This window comes from Pseudomonas sp. LAIL14HWK12:I7 (genome assembly GCF_000483465.1).
In the GTDB taxonomy this organism is placed as follows: domain Bacteria; phylum Pseudomonadota; class Gammaproteobacteria; order Pseudomonadales; family Pseudomonadaceae; genus Aquipseudomonas; species Aquipseudomonas kermanshahensis.
The window spans coordinates 238,250-254,780 of the sequence record NZ_AXYZ01000005.1 but is presented as its reverse complement, the minus strand read 5'-3'; the positions used below and the strand labels follow the sequence as shown (position 1 = coordinate 254,780).

The 16,531-nt window shown below is 63.8% G+C and carries 15 protein-coding genes, 1 pseudogene and 1 riboswitch; of the genes and pseudogenes, 3 read left to right on the top strand and 13 right to left on the bottom strand.

Annotated elements, in window-relative coordinates:
• Positions 1 to 11 precede the first annotated feature (11 nt).
• From D886_RS0107960 to D886_RS0107950, 3 genes are all read right to left on the bottom strand, one after another.
• Positions 12 to 302, bottom strand: coding sequence for a hypothetical protein (locus D886_RS0107960; protein ID WP_027593401.1), 291 nt, complete (start codon positions 300 to 302; stop codon positions 12 to 14).
• 92 nt (positions 303 to 394) lie between these two features.
• Complete coding sequence (locus tag D886_RS0107955) at positions 395 to 1,747, bottom strand: GntP family permease (protein ID WP_027593400.1); 1,353 nt, start codon at positions 1,745 to 1,747, stop codon at positions 395 to 397.
• 112 nt (positions 1,748 to 1,859) lie between these two features.
• Entirely contained in the window at positions 1,860 to 2,399 is a 540-nt protein-coding gene (locus D886_RS0107950; RefSeq protein WP_027593399.1) for a gluconokinase, read from the bottom strand.
• 207 nt (positions 2,400 to 2,606) lie between these two features.
• Between D886_RS0107950 and D886_RS0107945 the strand changes: the two genes are divergently transcribed.
• From D886_RS0107945 to D886_RS28755, 3 genes and pseudogenes are all read left to right on the top strand, one after another.
• Complete coding sequence (locus D886_RS0107945; protein WP_027593398.1) at positions 2,607 to 3,626, top strand: LacI family DNA-binding transcriptional regulator; 1,020 nt, start codon at positions 2,607 to 2,609, stop codon at positions 3,624 to 3,626.
• 115 nt (positions 3,627 to 3,741) lie between these two features.
• Positions 3,742 to 4,524: pseudogene (locus tag D886_RS28760) on the top strand (PAS domain-containing protein); the annotation flags it as partial.
• A 42-nt stretch (positions 4,525 to 4,566) separates the two neighbouring features.
• Positions 4,567 to 5,061, top strand: a complete 495-nt coding sequence (locus tag D886_RS28755) for a methyl-accepting chemotaxis protein (RefSeq protein ID WP_371097432.1) — start codon at positions 4,567 to 4,569, stop codon at positions 5,059 to 5,061.
• On the opposite strand, the gene D886_RS0107935 is transcribed toward D886_RS28755, so the two are convergent.
• The 10 genes from D886_RS0107935 to D886_RS0107890 form a co-directional block, all read right to left on the bottom strand.
• Complete coding sequence (locus tag D886_RS0107935) at positions 5,036 to 8,308, bottom strand: transporter substrate-binding domain-containing protein (RefSeq protein ID WP_027593396.1); 3,273 nt, start codon at positions 8,306 to 8,308, stop codon at positions 5,036 to 5,038. The genes D886_RS28755 and D886_RS0107935 overlap by 26 nt on opposite strands.
• 11 nt (positions 8,309 to 8,319) lie before the next feature.
• Entirely contained in the window at positions 8,320 to 8,934 is a 615-nt protein-coding gene (locus D886_RS0107930; protein WP_027593395.1) for a response regulator transcription factor, read from the bottom strand.
• Positions 8,935 to 9,155: 221 nt separating this feature from the next.
• Positions 9,156 to 9,398: a DUF1272 domain-containing protein gene (locus tag D886_RS0107925; RefSeq protein ID WP_027593394.1), complete on the bottom strand. Its 243-nt coding sequence runs from the start codon at positions 9,396 to 9,398 to the stop codon at positions 9,156 to 9,158.
• 65 nt (positions 9,399 to 9,463) lie between these two features.
• Positions 9,464 to 10,216, bottom strand: a complete 753-nt coding sequence (gene cobM / locus D886_RS0107920) for a precorrin-4 C(11)-methyltransferase (RefSeq protein WP_027593393.1) — start codon at positions 10,214 to 10,216, stop codon at positions 9,464 to 9,466.
• Between the two features lie 32 nt (positions 10,217 to 10,248).
• Complete coding sequence (locus tag D886_RS0107915; RefSeq protein WP_027593392.1) at positions 10,249 to 10,641, bottom strand: cobalamin biosynthesis protein; 393 nt, start codon at positions 10,639 to 10,641, stop codon at positions 10,249 to 10,251.
• 17 nt (positions 10,642 to 10,658) lie between these two features.
• Complete coding sequence (locus D886_RS0107910; protein ID WP_027593391.1) at positions 10,659 to 11,351, bottom strand: CbtA family protein; 693 nt, start codon at positions 11,349 to 11,351, stop codon at positions 10,659 to 10,661.
• Between the two features lie 9 nt (positions 11,352 to 11,360).
• Positions 11,361 to 11,546 (bottom strand): CbtB-domain containing protein, encoded by a 186-nt coding sequence (locus D886_RS0107905; protein WP_027593390.1) that lies wholly within the window; start codon positions 11,544 to 11,546, stop codon positions 11,361 to 11,363.
• Between the two features lie 93 nt (positions 11,547 to 11,639).
• Positions 11,640 to 11,862: riboswitch (cobalamin riboswitch) on the bottom strand.
• Positions 11,863 to 11,918: 56 nt separating this feature from the next.
• Complete coding sequence (locus tag D886_RS0107900) at positions 11,919 to 14,330, bottom strand: TonB-dependent siderophore receptor (RefSeq protein ID WP_027593389.1); 2,412 nt, start codon at positions 14,328 to 14,330, stop codon at positions 11,919 to 11,921.
• 33 nt (positions 14,331 to 14,363) lie between these two features.
• Positions 14,364 to 14,858 carry a RidA family protein gene (locus tag D886_RS0107895; protein WP_027593388.1) on the bottom strand — a complete coding sequence of 165 codons (495 nt, stop codon included), beginning with the start codon at positions 14,856 to 14,858 and terminating at the stop codon, positions 14,364 to 14,366.
• Positions 14,859 to 14,879: 21 nt separating this feature from the next.
• Positions 14,880 to 16,442, bottom strand: coding sequence for an FAD-dependent oxidoreductase (locus tag D886_RS0107890; RefSeq protein WP_027593387.1), 1,563 nt, complete (start codon positions 16,440 to 16,442; stop codon positions 14,880 to 14,882).
• Positions 16,443 to 16,531 lie beyond the last annotated feature (89 nt).

Genomic DNA, 16,531 nt, shown 5'->3' with positions numbered 1-16,531 from the left:
CCTACAGGGGCTCAAGGGTTGCCCGTGCTCGTGCCTTGGCGCCCAGTACCTTCCGAGCCACTGCCATCCATCCCTGGCAAATCCCGTCCATCATCCTGGGTGGCTGGCGGGCTTTCGGGGTCATTGCCCTCGATCCGCGGGTCGGTGTCGCGTGGCATCGGCTTTTCAATCGGGTTGAGCGTGCTGTCTACACCCGGTGTCGGCGCTGGGTTGTGCGGGTCGTCGGGGTAGGTGGGCCCAGTGCCGACCGCTAGGGCCAGCGGTGAAACCAGTACGGCTGCAAGCAGGAAGGGGCGGATCATGGGGCAGGCTCCTTTGCATCGGGATGGGGGCAAGGCTTCTATTTCGATTGGGCCATCAAGCCCGCACCTGGTGCCCCCACCCCGATCAACGGTCACACCACCATCGACAGCAACATGATGAAGATGATGCCGACCACCGAAAGGATGGTCTCCATCATGCTCCAGGTCTTGAAGGTCTCGGCCACGGTCATGTTGAAGTACTGTTTCACCAGCCAGAACCCGGCATCGTTGACGTGTGACAGGATCAGCGAGCCGGCGCCAGTGGCCAGCACCAGCAGCTCACGGTTGACCCCAGGCACCAGGTCGATCACCGGTGCCACGATGCCCGCGCCCGTGATGGTCGCGACCGTCGCCGAACCCGTGGCGATGCGGATCACCGCCGCCACCAGCCAGGCCAGCATGATCGGCGAGATTTCGGCCTGCACGGCCATTTGCCCGATCACGTTGCCGACACCGGTATCCACCAGCATCTGCTTGAAGCCGCCGCCGGCACCGACGATCAGCACGATGGCGGCGGTGGGCGCCAGGCTCTGGTCGAGCATCTTCATGATCTGCTGGCGGTTGAAGCCACGCGCCGCGCCGAAGGTGTAGAAGGCCAGCAGCAACGCAGCGAGCAGGGCGGTGATGGGGTGGCCGATCAGGTCCATCCATTGGCGCACGATGTGCTCGGCCGGCAGGACCACGTCGGCGAAGGTCTTGAGCAGCATCAACGCCACTGGCAGCAGTACCGTGACCAACGTGATGGTGAAGCTCGGCAGGTTGCCCTGGTCGGACTCCTTGGCGATCTGGTCCATCAGCTCCTGGGACGGGTTGCCCGGGATATAGCGTGAAATGAAGTTACCGAACAGCGGGCCAGCAATGATCGCGGTGGGCAGCGCGACGATCAGGCCGTAGAAAATGGTCTTGCCGATGTCGGCATGGAAGATGCCAATCGCCAGCAACGGCCCCGGGTGCGGCGGCACCAGGCCGTGAACCACGGACAGGCCGGCCAGCAGCGGTATGCCGATTTTTACCAGCGAAACGCCGGAGCGCCGGGCGACGATGAACACCAACGGGATCAGCAACACGAAGCCGATCTCGAAGAACAGCGGAATACCAACCAGGAAGGCGGCGAACATCATGGCCCAGTGCACGTTCTTCTTGCCGAAGGCGCGGATCAGGGTCTGGGCGATCTGGTCGGCGCCGCCGGAGTCGGCCATCAGCTTGCCGAGCATGGTGCCCAGCGCGAGGACGATACCGACGAAGCCCAGTACGCCGCCGAAACCGTCCTGGAACGATTTCATCACCTTGGCCACCGGCATGCCGGAGGTGAGGCCGAGGAAGCCGGCCGCGAGGGTGAGGGCGACGAAGGGGTGCACTTTGAAATGGGTGATCAGCAGGATCAGCCCGACGATGGTGACCAGCGCGTCGAGCAGCAGGAAGGTATCAGTAGCCAGTCCGAACATGGTTTTAATGCCTCGGTCTTATCGTTGTTTTGGGCGTAACGTTATGGAACTTTCAGGCGCTTTCATTGGTCGAGACAGCGCTGTCTTGGGTGAGCCGGATAAACCGCCAGGTTCAGGCGGTTTGCGCCAGGTCCCGCTCACCGCAAGGCTTTAGCCAGGTGTCTACCGTATTAGCCAAGGCATCGATGGCCTGGGTGGCGTCCAGTGACAAGGTCCGTGGCTCGCCACGCGGCGATTCGAGGGCCGCAAACTGGCTGTCGATGAGGCTCGCCGGCATGAAATGCCCAGGGCGCGCCAAGACCCGCTTTTCGGCTTCGGCAGGGGTCAGCTCCAGGAACACGAACGCGAGGCCCGGCATGGACGCGCGCAACGTTTCGCGGTAACGGCGCTTGAGTGCCGAGCAGGTCAGGATCGGGCGTTCACCCGACTGCACTGTGGCTTGCAGCTCCTGACCCAGGCGCACCAGCCAGCCGGCTCGGTCGTTATCGTCCAGGGGGATGCCAGCGCTCATCTTGCGGATGTTTTCGGCAGGGTGGAAAGCGTCGCCTTCGATCAGGCGGCCGCCGCTTCTGGCGGCAATGGCAGCGCCGACGCAGCTTTTGCCGCAGCCAGCCACGCCCATCACCACAATGGCGGACAGGGGAGAATTCATCAGTACCTCCTGCGGGGTGAGATAGCGCTGTCTCGTCGCTGACGAACAGCCACCTCCCCGGTGTTATTGGTCTTGTCCTTACGCAGTATGGACGCTTGGCACAGTGCACGTGGAACCGCTACCAAAGATTACATTGCCTGCGTCCTGAGACAGCGCTACCTTAGTGGCCGTTCCCCTCCCTTGGCAAGTAGTAAAATTACAACATCCATGTCCCGCACAGGCTCTCGCACCACCGGTCGTCCTACCCTGGCAGAAGTCGCCAGGCTTTCCGGGGTTTCCCCGATTACCGCATCCCGCGCCTTGCGCGGCGTCAGCACGGTTGCCCCGGCGCTGGTGGAAAAGGTTGCCGCTGCTGCGGCCAGCCTGGGCTATGTCGCCAACCCGGCAGCCCGCGCACTGGCTTCGGCACGCAGCCAGTCGGTGGTGGTGCTGATCCCGTCGTTGTCCAACCAATTGTTCATCGACACCCTCGAAGCCATTCACGAGGTGATGCGCCCGCGAGGGCTTGAGGTGTTGATCGGTAACTATCACTACGACATTGCCGAAGAAGAAAACCTGATCCGCAACTACTTGGCCTACCAGCCTTGCGGCATGCTGCTGACCGGTTTCGAGCGCAGTGACGCCGCGCGGCAGATGCTGGCGGCCAGTGGCGTGCCCTGCGTGCATATGATGGAGCTGGGCGGCGAGGCGGGAGCGTTGTCGGTGGGCTTCTCGCAGCAACAGGCCGGGCGCGCTGCGGCCAGGCACTTGATCGAGCGTGGGCGGCGCCGGCTGGCGTTCATTGCCGCGCAACTCGACCCACGGGTGATGCAGCGTGCCGAAGGCTTCCGCCAGGCCCTCGCCGAGGCAGGCCTGCAGTCGACGGAGCTGGAAATACTTGCACCGGAGCCTTCCTCGATCGCGCTGGGCAGTGCGTTGTTCAGCCAGCTGATGCAACAGGCGCCGGATGTCGACGGTATCTTCTTCTGCAACGACGACCTGGCCCAGGGTGCGGTCCTGCAGGCACTGCGCCAGGGCGTGGAAGTACCTCGCGAGGTGGCGATGGTCGGCTTCAACGACTTGCCCGCTTCAGCCCACATGGTCCCGCGGCTGACCTCGATTCGCACCCCAAGGGCTGCCGTTGGTCGGGGCGCCGCGCAGGCCCTGCTGGCGTTGCTTGACGGCAAACGGGTGGCCACTGAGCAGCAAGACCTTGGTTTCGAGTTGATGGTGCGCGAAAGCTCGTGATCCGCCCGCCGGGGTGTTGACCAAGGTGTTAATTACTAAGTGATATCAATGTGCTTGCACGGCGCAGTTGCCCATCTATGCTCAGGACACCCCGCGCATAAAGGAGCCCGGCGTCATGTTCGATTTCCATCGCAAGTCCGACTTGGTCGAGATTCAGCGTAGTCACCAGGCACTGGCCAGCGCGCAAGCGAAACTGGCGGCAATCAGCCGTTCCATGGCGATGATCGAGTTCGCGCCCGACGGCACCATTCTCGACGCCAACGAGCGTTTCTGCCAGGCCATGGGTTACAGCGTCGAAGAGCTACGCGGCAAGCACCATCGGTTGTTTTGCGACCCGGCCTACGTCAAGACGGCCGAGTATCAGCAGCTTTGGCATGAATTGGGGCAGGGCAAGGCCATCAGCGGGACCTTCGAGCGCGTCGACAAGGCAGGGCGGGAGGTTTGGCTCGAAGCCAGCTACATGCCGGTGCTGGATGAGCAGCGCCAGGTCACCAGCGTGATCAAGGTGGCGTCGGACATCAGCCAGCGCGTTATGCAAGAGCACGAGAGCGAGAGCCTGCTCAAGGCCATCGGCCGCTCCATGGCGGTGATCGAGTTCACCCCTGCCGGGCGGGTGATCAAGGCCAACCAGAACTTTCTCACCACCATGGGCTACCGCCTGGAAGAGGTGGTCGGGCGCCACCACGGGCTGTTCTGCCTGCCCCAGGAGCGGGAGTCGTCGGCGTACCGTGAGTTCTGGGCCTCGCTCAACCGCGGGGAATACCATTCGCACCGCTTCGAGCGCATCAACAAGCAAGGCCAGACGGTCTTTCTCGAAGCCTCCTACAACCCGATCTTCGACAGCAAGGGCCGGCTGTACAAGGTGGTGAAGTTCGCCAGCGACATCACCAGCCAGGTCTGCACCCAGCAAAGTGCCGCCGATGCCGCCCACGCCAGCTCCATGCAAACCGATGCCTGCGCCCGCAAGGGCACCGAGGTGGTACAGCAGGCGGTGCAGGTAATCGAACAGATTTCCCAGGAACTCAATGACGCCGCACGCAGTATCGATGCAGTCAGCAAGCAGTCGGACGTGATCGGGCAGATCGTGTTGACCATTCGCGGCATCGCCGACCAGACCAACCTGCTGGCATTGAATGCGGCCATCGAGGCGGCGCGCGCTGGCGAACATGGGCGCGGTTTTGCCGTGGTCGCCGATGAAGTGCGCAACCTGGCGGCGCGTACCAGCAAAGCCACCTTGGAGATCGTCGATGTGGTGCGGCAAAACCATGACCTGTCGCTGTTGGCGGTGGCGAGCATGCAGTCGAGCCTGACGCGTACCGGCCATGGCGTGGCCCTGGCCAACGAGGCCGGCACGGTGATCATGGAAATCCAGCAAGGGTCACGCCACGTGGTCGATGCGATCAGCCAGATCAACTCGACGTTGCAATTGCACTGAGGGCGGCACTGAGTTCGTGCAACAGGGCCTGCATGCTGGCTTGCAGTTGCTGGCGCAGTTCAGCCGTTGGCAGCCCTTGGGCCTGCGCCTGTTCGATGGCTTCGCAGTGCTTGACCAGCGTGCGCATCTTGAGCATTTTTGCCCCACCCTTGATGCGGTGGGCCAAGGCGCGCACGGCGTCGCTACCCGCCTCTGGCCCGAGTGCACACAGTGCGGCCAAATCTTCACTGGCGCTTTGTGACAGCTGTTCGAGCAGGTGCCGGGTGAGCTGTTCGTCGTCCTGAGTCAGGTGGCGCAGCTCGCTCAGGTTGAAACCGCTGCCTTGGGCCTGCACAGGCGGTGTGTGCGTGCTGGCCTGGGGCAGGTGGTTTTTCAGGGTTTGCAGGCCAATCGGCTTGAACAGGCATTCGTCCATGCCACTGGCCAGGCAGCGGGCACGTTCCTCGGCCTGCGCGTTGGCGGTGACGCCGAGGATCCTGCAGGCCATCAACTCGCCCTCGTGTTCCAGCTTGCGTATGCGGCGGGTCAGTTCGTGGCCGTCCATGATCGGCATGCTGCAGTCGGTAATCACCAAGTCGAAGCGCGCAGCCTGCCACCGGGCCAGCGCGATTTCGCCGTTTTCAGCCAGGGTAACGCGATGCCCTAATGTGTGCAGTTGCCGCTCCAGTAACAGCAGGTTGGCGGGGTAGTCGTCGACCACCAGAATGTTCAGCGGCCCGCTGCTGGCTTCCAGCACTGGGGCGCGCTGTTCGGCAGGCGCGGGGGCTTGGCTGGCGGGCAACTGCAGGCAGACTTGCACCTTGCTGCCCACGCCTTCGACGCTGTGCAGGCTCAGCGTGCCGCCCATCAATTCGGCCAGGGTGCGGCTGATCACCAGACCCAGCCCGGCGCCCTGGCGTGCCCGCGGGCCATCCGCCTGGGCGAAGGCATTGAACAGCCGGGCCTGGTCTTTCGGGCTGATCCCAATGCCGGTGTCGCGTACGCAGAGTTCGACCTGCAGGTCGCTATTTGCGTCGGCGGGCGACAGAATAAGGCTGACGTGCACTTCGCCGCGCTCGGTGAACTTGATGGCGTTGCTGATCAGGTTGGACAGTACCTGCTTGAGCCGCAAAGGGTCTGCCATGACCCAGCCAGGTGAGTTAGGCAGCGCGCTGTGCAGGTGCAGGCCTTTGATCCGCGCATTGCCTTCGAATACCCGCAGCGTGTTGCGCACCAGTTCGACCAGGTTGGTCGGCACCGGTTGCAGGGTCATGTGCCCGGACTCGATGCGCGAGATGTCGAGGATGTCGCCGATCAACTCCAGCAGGCCAATGGCCGAGTCGTGGGCTGTCTGCAGGGTCTGGGTATCACAGCGGCCGGCGCGGCTGTCTTCCAGGGCCAGCTCGAGCAGGCCGATCACGGCATTCATCGGTGTGCGGATTTCATGGCTCATGGTGGCCAGGAAGGTGCTTTTGGTCTGGCTGGCCTGTTCGGCATCGTCCTTGGCCTGGCGCAGTTGTTCGAGCAGGCCGCGGCTCAAGGCTAGCTGGGCTTGCAGGGCGTGCTGGGCGTCGGTGCGTTGGTGGATCAATTTGCGCAGGTAGGTATTCCAGAACACCACCCCGGCCAACAGCAGGGCGGACAGCACCAGCACTTGCAGCGCCAGCGTGCGGTAGTCGCGCCATGGGCTGTCACTGACCAGCGTGCTGGTGCGCCAGCGGTTGATCAGTTGGTCCAGTTCTTCGGGGGGGATGCTCAGCAGCGCCTTGTCGAGTATGGCCTGCAACTGAGGTTGGTCCGGGGCCACGGCAAATGCCGCGATGGCTGGGCTGTCGTCCAGCACGCTGGCAATGCGCAATTGGTCCTTGAACACATGGTTGATGTAGTAGGTGGCGTTGATGTAGTTGCTCAGGGCCACGTCGGCGGCGCCACTGGCCACCGCCTCCATCAGGCCGAGGGGGTTGTCCACTTCGACCACCTTGGCGCGTGGGAAGCGGCGCTGCAGTTCTGCGCGCTGTGGCGAGCCACGTACCAGGGCGACACGCTGGCCATCGAGGGCTTTGGCCTGCGCTGATGAGGTGGCGTCGTTGCGGGTCACCAATACCCTGGGGCTGACCAGGTACGGGCGGGTGAAGCGCAGCTGTTTGGCACGCTCGGTGCCGTAGCCCAGCGCACCGATCATCTGCGCGTCGCCGCGCGCCAGGCGCTCGATCATCGCCTGCGCCGACTGGCTCTCGATCGGTTTGAAGTGCAGGCCCGTGCGCAGGGAAATCTGCTTGAGCAGCTCCAAGGTGATGCCGTTGGTACGGTGCTGCGCATCGTTGAACGTCAGCGGTGCCAGTGAGGTGTTGACCAGTACCTTGACGGTCGGGTTGTGGGCGATCCAAACGGCCTCTTCGGCGGTCAAGGCGGTCAGGTGGCGCTCCAGCAGCAGGCTGGTGTTACCGCTGGTCCAGCGGCGGAGGATGGTCAGGCGCTCGCTCTCGGTTATTCTGGCCAAGGCCTTGTTGACCAACCCGCGCAAACGGGGGTTGTCGTCAGCCATGGCAAACGCAAAGGCACCCGGGGCCACCTGGCAGAAATGGTCGATCTTCAAGGTGCCCTGGTAACTCTTGCCAATAAAGAAGTCGGTGCTGATGGCATCGCCCAGGTAGGCGTCGGCCTCACCCAGATCGACCGCGGCAAGGCCAGCCAGGGTCGAGCGGTACAGGCTCAATTGCGCTTTGGGGTACAGCGAGCGCACGGCGCTGGCGGGCAGGTAGTGGTCGACCATGGCCAGGCGCAGGCCGTCCAGGTCGAGGGCGTTTTTCAGGGTGCGGCCTTCGCGGGTGACGATGACCGGCAGGTCGTCGGCGTAGGGCGAACTGAGGCCCAAATGGGCATCCGCCGCCTCGAAGGCGTTGGAGCTGCCGAGCAGGTCGATGCGGCCCTCGCGCAGCGCGGCGATGGCTGCGTGGCGGTTGTCGAAGCGTCGTACTACGATCGGGATCCCCAACTGCTCGGCGATGATGCCTGCATAGTCGGCGCTCAGGCCTTCGTAATCACGTTCGCTGATGTTGATTTCGAACGGCGGGTAGTCAGGCCGGGAGCTGCCCAGTACCAGCTGGCCGCGCTGCTGCAGCCAGTGGCGGTCCTGGTCGCTCAGTTGCAGGGGCGGCGCGGCGCTGATCGAGCGCGCTAGCAGTTGCCGTGGTTCGCTGTCGGCGAACAACCCAGGGGAACTGGCCATGCCAATGGCCAACAGGATGCTCGCCAGCAGGCGCGTCATGGCGGCTGGGCTCAGTAAACGCTGTTGCGTTTGGCCAGATCGACCATTTCTACCAACGATTCTGTCTTGAGCTTTTCCATGATGCGGCCCCGGTAGGTGCTGATGGTTTTGGCACTGAGGTTCATGCAGGTGCCTATATTCTTGTTGTTTTCACCGCGCGCCAGGCGCCGCAACACTTCCATTTCGCGGTTGGACAAGCTGGCCAGGCGTGTCGGTTCACTCTCCAGCGAATTGCTGTTGACCGACATCTGCGGGAAGGTCGAATAACCTTTTACCAAGGCCTTGAGCGCGAACAGCAGGGCCTCGTGGTCTTCGTCCTTGGTGACGAAGGCCCCGATGCCGGCATCCAGGCAACGCCTCACGTACAGGTCGGTGGCCTGCCCGGTCAGCACCATGATTTTGGGCACTGGCTCCAGGCACTGAAGCCGTTTGATGACCTCCATGCCGTCCAGACCGGGCAAACCGATGTCCAGCAGCACCACGTCCGGCCGCAATTCGCGTGCTGCCTGAGCCACTTCGCTGCCATTGGCAACTTCACCCACGACGTGAAAGCGCTCCCGCTCGAGCAGCAGGCGCAGGGAGAGCCGGACAATAGGGTGGTCGTCGACGATCAGGACGGTAGTCATGAAGAAAACTCCTGTAGGGCTGTGGTCCGCTTCCTGGAACACTCAGGAATACGTCTGCAAGGGGGTTTATCGGAAGCGCTGCAAGATACGGCCATTCCCTATGTTTGGTAATGCCGAGTATAGAGTTGTTGAATAACCCTGTAGGTGTTGTTGAAAATTCCTACAAAAACAGGGATAGGCACCGCCCGCGTGGCGTGGCGATGCCTAATTGCACAAGGCCGTTAGGCGCAAGCGGTGTGAGGTTTGCGCACGCGCTGGGTCGAGGCGGGGTTGTTGGCCAGTGCTTGGCCGACCCGTGGCGGGCGTGCCAGCAACTGGCCGGAGCAGTTGGGGCAGCGGCCGTGCAGGCGGGTGTCGGCGCAGGCACGGCAGAAGGTGCATTCGAAGGAGCAGATCAAGGCGTCTGGGCTATCACCCGGCAGGTCAGCGTCGCAGCACTCGCAATTGGGTCGTAATTCCAGCATTGGCGTAGCTCCAGGTGGCAGGGGGAACCTTGAGTCTGCTACGCCTGCGCTAACGCTGGCAATGCTCAGTCGCCAGGGCGATAGAGGTGCGCGTGCCCGGCACGGTACAAGGCCGACTCGGCGAAAGGCGTGTCACCCAGCACATGGCCGACAAGAATCAGCGCCGTGCGGCGAAAATCCTTAAGCGCCACGCGCTCGACGATGTCGTCAAGGGTGCCCAGCACCCAGTCCTGGTCCGGCCAGGTGGCGCGATGGACCACGGCAACTGGGCATTGCGGGCCGTAGTGCGGCAACAGTTCGCTGACAATACGCGGCAAGTTTTTTACGCCCAGGTGGATGGCCAAGGTGCTGCCATGGCGCGCCAGGTCGGCCAGTTGCTCGCCGGGCGGCATCGGCGAAGTGTCGCCAAAGCGCGTGAGAATCACCGTTTGCGACACCTGTGGCAGGGTCAGCTCGCAGCCCAGTAGGGCCGCACTGGCGGCAGTGGCGGTGACGCCTGGGATGATCTGGTAGTCGATGCCCAGCTCACGCAGGTGGCGGATCTGCTCGCCAATTGCGCCATACAGGCTCGGGTCACCGCTGTGCACGCGGGCCACGTCCTGGCCGTGCGCGTGTGCCGTGCGCATGGCACTGATGATCTGTTCCAAGTGCAGCTCGGCGCTGTTGATCACGGTCACGGCCTGGTGGCCTTCGAGCACAGCCGCGGGTACCAGCGAGCCGGCATAGATGATCACTGGGCACTGGCGGATCAGGCGCTGGCCCTTGACCGTGATCAGTTCCGGGTCGCCGGGGCCGGCGCCAATGAAGTAGACCGTCATGGAAAGTCCTTGCAATGAAAGGGATGCTGCGATTATCGCCCGCAGGCCAGGGCGAGAGTAGCCGGCCCGAGCACTTGGCGTGTGACCCGCAGCCGGGCCGTGCCGAGGTGCTGGCTGGCCATGGCCAGCGCCGCGCTTTCTGCGACGCCCCAACAACCGCTGTGCGCATGGGCGATGGCCGAGCGATAGCTGAGGAGGGGTTCGTAGGGCTGAAGTTGCCCAGCATCGTACAGCAGCAAGGGCAGGCCAAGGCGTTTGGCCAGTTGCTGCAGGCCAGGTTCGTCGGCCTTGAGGGCGATGCTGGCGATACCGCGCAGTCCTGACAGCGCCAAGCCATGGTCAGCCAAGGCTTGGCGCAGCAGGTTTTCGAGGGTGTCCGCCGGGCAACCCCGGCGGCAGCCAAAGCCGGCGTACAGCGCCGGCAGGGTAGCGTCTAAAACCATCAGGCCTGGCTGGAGCGGCGGTACAGCCACGCGCTGAGCAGGCCCAGGGCCAGCCAAAAGGCGGCGTTGGTCAGCCAGCTGGCGACCTTGAACTGGGCTTCCAGGGCTTCAGGCGCGAGGCTTTGATGCACCTCAGGTTGCGGTGCACCGATGACATGCGGCAGTACCAGCAGCACGGCGCCTAGCGCTTTAACCAGCCAGTGGCGGGCAAATACCAACAGGGCCAGGCCCAGTGCGGTAGCGCTTGCGGTGCCGATCCACCAGGCCTGGCGTTGCCCCAGGTCAGCGGCAGCGGTGCCCGGCAGCTCTGGCGGCAGGCCCAGGGTAGGCGCCAGGCAGAACACGGCGAACCCCGCCAGGCCCCACAGGGCGCCGGTGCCCGCGCGCTTCGGTTCACGCAGGCTGTACAGGGCGACCAGTATCAGCGCGAAGCCTACCGCCACCACCAGGTTGCCCCCGGTGGTGGACAGCACGCGTTGCCAGCCGTCTTCAGGCGACCAGGCTTCTGCGCTGTGTTCATGGGCCGCGGCCCCTTCGGCGCCGTGTTCGTGATGCTCGGCAACAGGGGCTGCGGATTCGTAGGTTTCCGCTTCAAGGATCAACGGGGCAACCCAAAAGCTTTGCAGCAGGGTCAGCAGCAAGGCCGCAAGCAGCCCGCTGAAGCCCGCGGTACGGGCAATGCGCATGATCATGGGGCGTACTCAGTGGCAGGGGAAGGCGGCGCTGTGGCGGGTGTCGTGCGCCGCGTTGTGCACGGCTTCGATGTGCGAGAAGCCGGCAAAGTACACCAGGCACAGGCCCAGCAGGCTGGCGCCGACGGCGATGACGACACGCTGACTGAGGGTGACGGGGGTGGCAATGCTGTGTTTGGCGCTGGTGACGGGCATGACGCGTTCCTCTGCTTTTTGTGGGCAACGGGCAAGCGCGGCAGCCCCGAACGTGATCCGCCCAGGGGAATGCGACAGCGCCCGCCCACCGCGGGGTGTTCATGAACGTCAGGCCGGTCTCCGGGCTCACGAGGAGGAGCAGGGCTCCTGAAAAGCGCCCCTTCCCATGCCCGATGACGCGGCACAGTGGTCTAGACGCTTCGCTCGCTTACCGTTGCGGGGGCAGCACCGGCTTGGTCGGGCCCTGGTCGAGGGCTTGCGACGCACCGGTTTCCCGTTTCACCCCCTGAGGGGCACCTGAACGCGAGGCATTAGGAGACCACGAGGCAGGTTTTCCGTCAATTGCACAGCGGTGTGCGCGTGAAAAGTATTTCAGAAGTTGTAGGTGACGCGCCCGAAGTAGTAACCGCCGGTGAAGCCGTACGGCGAATAAGCTCCGTAGCCCTTGACCATGGTCTTGCTGCTGGGGGCTTGGCGTTCGGGATATACGTCGAACAGGTTGCGCGCGCCGATGGCCAATTCAAGGTCTTTGGTCAATTGGTAGCCCAGGTCAAGGTCGGTGATCCAGCGAGCCTTGTATTCTCGGTCCAGCGAGCGATCGTTGGCGGCATTCACCTCACGCCACGAGCCGTAACGAGTCAGCCCCAGGTTGACGCGATAGCGGTCCCAGCGCCAGTTGGCACCGAGTATCAGCTTGGTGTGCGGCTGAACGTCGGTGAGGAAGTTGCGCGCCTCCCGGTTCATCAGTTCATAGGGCGTGCCCAGGATGTTCACGCTCTGCTTGTAGTCGAGGATCTCAGTGTCGTTCCAGTTGAACGCGGCCGTCCACTTCAGCGAGCCGGCGCCACCCAGGTCCTGGTCGTAACTGCCCACCACATCCAGCCCCTTGGTACGGGTGTCGGCGCCGTTGGTGAAGTAGCGGCCGCCAGAGGTCGAGTCGATGCCGCTGGCTAGCAGGGTATCCGTCACCTCTGGGCCGAGCAGGGTGCCGGTCAGGGTGATTCGGTCGCGCACGTTGATCAGGTAGGCATCGGCGGTGAACGCCAGCCGCTCGCTGGGCTGCCAGGTCAGGCCGAGGCTGTAGTTGGTCGATTTTTCCGGTTTGAGCGCTTCGGCCCCCAGCGCCTGAGCCGCTGCGCTGTCCACGGGTAGCACGCCGTAGTTGATCGACTGATACACCCCGTTCACCACACCGTAGGTAGTCGAGCGGGCACTGAACAGGCTGTTGGCCAAGGAAGGCGCACGGAAACCGTTGCTGACCGTGGCCCGCAGGGCCAGTTCGGGGGTGAATTCGTAGCGCGTGGTCAGCTTGCCACTGCGGGTGGCGCCGATGCCGCGGTCGTAGTGTTCGTAGCGCACGGCGGCGCCCCAGTACCACTGCGGCAGTGGGTGGAAGCCAACGTCCAGGTAGCCTGCATAGCTGTTGCGGCTGGCGCTGGTGGCCTCGGCTGGGGAGATACCATTGGTGACCTGCGCACCGGAGGCCGCGCAGTTGCCGGGGCTGGCGCAATAACCGCCATCGGCCCAACTGGCCCAGTCGCCAGCCTTGACCTGGTAGCTGTCGCGGCGCTGCTCCAGCCCCCAGGACACGTCCAGGGGCTTGCCGAGACCGATGTCGAAGGTGCGGTGCAAGTCGAGGTTGCTGGTCAGTTGCGAGGCGATCCACGTACCCGATTCGAAATGGTTCGGCGTGGCTTCGCCCAAGGACGGGTTCTGATTGTTCCAGGTGCCTTGTTCGGCCTCGTTTCGGCCATAGGTGCTGGACAAGTCCCAGTCCCACGCGCCGACCAGGCCCTTGGCGCCGAGGGCGGCCTGGTAGTCGTGTTCTTCGATGTACCAGGTGGGCGTATAGCCGGCCGGGTAGCCATTAGGGCCGGTGGTAATGGTGTTGACGATGGTCGGCAGGCGGAAGTTCTGGCCTTGCTCGGCCTTACGGTAGGACCAGGTGCTGAACGAGTACAGGCTGAGTTCGTCGTTGACCGGCAGTTCTGCGTTATAGCCCAAGGTCAGCAGGTTGATCTTGGGGGTACCGTAGCCGCCGTAGGTGACCTTGCCAGCACGGTCGAACGCTTCGGCCTGGCTGTAGCCATTGGCGCTGGCCTTGTTGTCGTCGTTCTGGCTGCGCGCATCCAGGGCAAGTTGCAAGATGCCGTCGCGGCCGAGTTCGAAGCCTTTGTTCAGGCTTTGTTGAACGGTTTGCTTCTTACCGTCGTAGCCTTGCCCTGCGGTGGTCACCGCTGTACCGCTGGCATCGGCTTTGAGGATCACGTTGATCACTCCGGCAATGGCGTCCGAGCCATACTGGGCGGCGGCTCCGTCACGCAGCACTTCAACGTGGTCGATTGCACTGATCGGAATCAGATCGAGGTCGCTGGGTGCGGCGCCGGCATTGATGCCGCTGATATTCAAGGTGGCACTGGTGTGGCGGCGCTTGCCGTTGACCAACACCAGCACCTGGGCCGCGTTGAGCCCACGCAAGCTCGGTGCGCGGGCCATGCCGCTGGCGTCCCAGCCGGTCTTTTCCGGCAGGGTCAGCGACGGCACGCTGGCACTCAGGGCTTCCATCAGGCCGGGCTTGCCGGTCTCTTGCAATTGTTTGGCGCTGATCACATCGATGGGCACGGGGCTGGAGGTGATGGTGCGTTTTTCCGCACCGCGGTTGCCGGTGACGATCACCGTGCCCAATGCTGAGGCGGCGGGTTCGCTGGCGAGGGCGGTGGCGCTGTTGAGCCCTGCGAGCAGGGCAACGGGGAGCAGCGAGGCGGTGGTCAAAGGTTGCTTCATGCACAAAATTCCTTAACTGACGGCATGGCGCTCTCAGGGCGCCTTGGCCGCGATCGCTTCGATTTCCACCAGGGCACCAGGCAATGGCAGGGCCACGACCTGGATCGCGGTTCGGGTTGGTTTGCGCGGCTGCTCGGCAGTGGCGAAAAACTCGGTGTACGCCGCCTGCAGGCCATCGAAGTCAAGGTGGCCGCCTTTGTCGGGGTCGCCCACCAGAAACACCCGCAGTTGCACGATGTCGCCCAGGTCCAGCGCTTGGCTGCGCAGGGCCGTGCGTAGCTTGTTGAGTACCGAGCGTGTCTGGGTCTCGGTATTGCCGAAGGCGGCACTGCTGCCCTTGGTCGCGTTCGGGTCGGCGATGTCCGGCAGGGTGCCACTGACGAATGTCAGGTGGCTGCCAGCGGGCACGGTCACCAGTTGCGAGATGGGGAAGCTCGAGCCTGGCGGGTCGATGCGTTTGATGCCTTCGGCCTTGGCGTTGAGGGTCAGGGCCATGAGTACTCCGGCTAGCAGAAGAAGACGTGGCATGGTCTGGGTTCCTTGTGTGGTTCAGGCCGCAACGCCGTGAGAGGTTTGGCTGGCGTGATGGGCGATGAGGCCGACCACACGCCGCGCCGATTCGGCGGCGCTGTTCTGCCAGATGCCAACGCCGCCATGGGCCAGGGCATCACTGGCGAGCCAGGTGCGGCCTTGCGGTTGGTTGAGGATGTCGTAACCGGGCTGGGCGACTTCGTCGTGGACGATCCACGGGCTTTCGCTGAACGGGATCTTCGACCAGTTCACCGCCAGCGGGCGCCTGAGTTTGTGGCTGTGGCCAGGGTGCAGTGACTCGACTGCCTGGCGCGAGGAGGCGATCTGCGCCTGCAAGCCTTTGCCGGCGAACTGTTGCGCGACCTCGCCCGTGTTGTAGGTGGCGACCAGTACGCCCTGTTCGCTGTTAAGCCGGTCGCTGGGGTACCACAGGGTGCGAGCCTCGTGGTTGATGTAGGAGAGGCCGCCGTAAATCTGGAAGTCAGTCTCCCAGAAGCGCGGCGATTGCCAGGCCACCTTGTTGGCCTTGTCACCCTCGGCCAGGCCGATGGCCTTGCGGAAGTCGGCGCTGAAGTTGGTGTCCAGACGCGCGAGCAGCGGCAAGGGCAGGGTGACGATGGCGTAGTCGGCAGTTTCGACGTGTTGCCGGCCGTTCTTGCGGTCGCGCCAAACCACACGGCTGCCTTGCTCGCCGGTCTGCACGCTAAGTACTTCGGCGCCCAGTTGCACGCTGTCCTTGACCTTGCGATAGAACGCCTTGGGGATCTGGTCCATGCCACCGACCGGCTGGAACATGGTGGAAGAGAATTCGGGGATTTCGTCGAACACCAGGGGCAACAGCAGGTTGCTGTCCAACAGTTGGTCCAGGGGCAGCGGCTGGCGCTGTATGGGCGTCTGGTCGCCGGCACCGGCGAAGCGGGTGTAGCCCGAGCGTACCGAGCCCCGGTACTGCTGCTGGGGGTCCAGGTCGCCATAGACCTTCAGAAAGTCCAGCAGTGCCTTGCGCTGAGGGGCGCTGAGGTCCTGGTCGAGACTGTTGCGGCTGACACTGCGGGCCAGCAGCTCGCTGAAGTGGCCGCGGGTGTCGTTGACGGCCTGGCGCAACAGCAGCGGTGGTCGGTTGAGGTCTGGTTGGGCGAGTGCGTTGCGGCTGCTGTTGACCAGCACCTGCAGTTCGACGCCCAGTTCGCGGCAATAGCCGAGGATGGTCAGGTGGTGGCTGGGCAGGCGTGCAGCACCGGCGTTGAAGAACAGGCCCGTGTCGAATTCAACGGTTTGGCGGGAACCGTCGTTGTGCTCGATCGAGTCGCCATTACGCAGCGTCCATACTCGGCCACCGACGCGCTCGCGGGCCTCCAGGACTTTCACGTTGAAACCGGCCTTGCGCAGCTCATAGGCCGATACCAGGCCGGAAATACCGGCGCCGACAATGACCACTGTTTTGCCATTACCGCCGTTGGTGGCCAGTTGCAGGGGCTGGAAGGTGCTAGCGAGGGCGTTTTGCCCGAGCATACCCAGGGTTGCCGAATAGCCGCCGAGGGCGGCGAGGCGGGTGATCAGGTCTCTGCGGGACAATCCCATGTCACGGTCTCCGAAAGGGCGATTCGGATGTGTGCAGCAGGTCAGTCGGGCCCATGACGCTGCCCGACGGTTGGCACAAATCCATTTGT

What these genes read in the sequence shown, in the direction of transcription:
- D886_RS0107960 (WP_027593401.1), bottom strand. Translation starts at nt 302, where the DNA reads ATGATCCGCCCCTTCCTGCTTGCAGCCGTACTGGTTTCACCGCTGGCC.
- D886_RS0107955 (WP_027593400.1), bottom strand. Translation starts at nt 1,747, where the DNA reads ATGTTCGGACTGGCTACTGATACCTTCCTGCTGCTCGACGCGCTGGTC.
- D886_RS0107950 (WP_027593399.1), bottom strand. Translation starts at nt 2,399, where the DNA reads ATGAATTCTCCCCTGTCCGCCATTGTGGTGATGGGCGTGGCTGGCTGC.
- D886_RS0107945 (WP_027593398.1), top strand. Translation starts at nt 2,607, where the DNA reads ATGTCCCGCACAGGCTCTCGCACCACCGGTCGTCCTACCCTGGCAGAA.
- D886_RS28755 (WP_371097432.1), top strand. Translation starts at nt 4,567, where the DNA reads ATGCAAACCGATGCCTGCGCCCGCAAGGGCACCGAGGTGGTACAGCAG.
- D886_RS0107935 (WP_027593396.1), bottom strand. Translation starts at nt 8,308, where the DNA reads ATGACGCGCCTGCTGGCGAGCATCCTGTTGGCCATTGGCATGGCCAGT.
- D886_RS0107930 (WP_027593395.1), bottom strand. Translation starts at nt 8,934, where the DNA reads ATGACTACCGTCCTGATCGTCGACGACCACCCTATTGTCCGGCTCTCC.
- D886_RS0107925 (WP_027593394.1), bottom strand. Translation starts at nt 9,398, where the DNA reads ATGCTGGAATTACGACCCAATTGCGAGTGCTGCGACGCTGACCTGCCG.
- cobM (WP_027593393.1), bottom strand. Translation starts at nt 10,216, where the DNA reads ATGACGGTCTACTTCATTGGCGCCGGCCCCGGCGACCCGGAACTGATC.
- D886_RS0107910 (WP_027593391.1), bottom strand. Translation starts at nt 11,351, where the DNA reads ATGATCATGCGCATTGCCCGTACCGCGGGCTTCAGCGGGCTGCTTGCG.
- D886_RS0107905 (WP_027593390.1), bottom strand. Translation starts at nt 11,546, where the DNA reads ATGCCCGTCACCAGCGCCAAACACAGCATTGCCACCCCCGTCACCCTC.
- D886_RS0107900 (WP_027593389.1), bottom strand. Translation starts at nt 14,330, where the DNA reads ATGAAGCAACCTTTGACCACCGCCTCGCTGCTCCCCGTTGCCCTGCTC.
- D886_RS0107895 (WP_027593388.1), bottom strand. Translation starts at nt 14,858, where the DNA reads ATGCCACGTCTTCTTCTGCTAGCCGGAGTACTCATGGCCCTGACCCTC.
- D886_RS0107890 (WP_027593387.1), bottom strand. Translation starts at nt 16,442, where the DNA reads ATGGGATTGTCCCGCAGAGACCTGATCACCCGCCTCGCCGCCCTCGGC.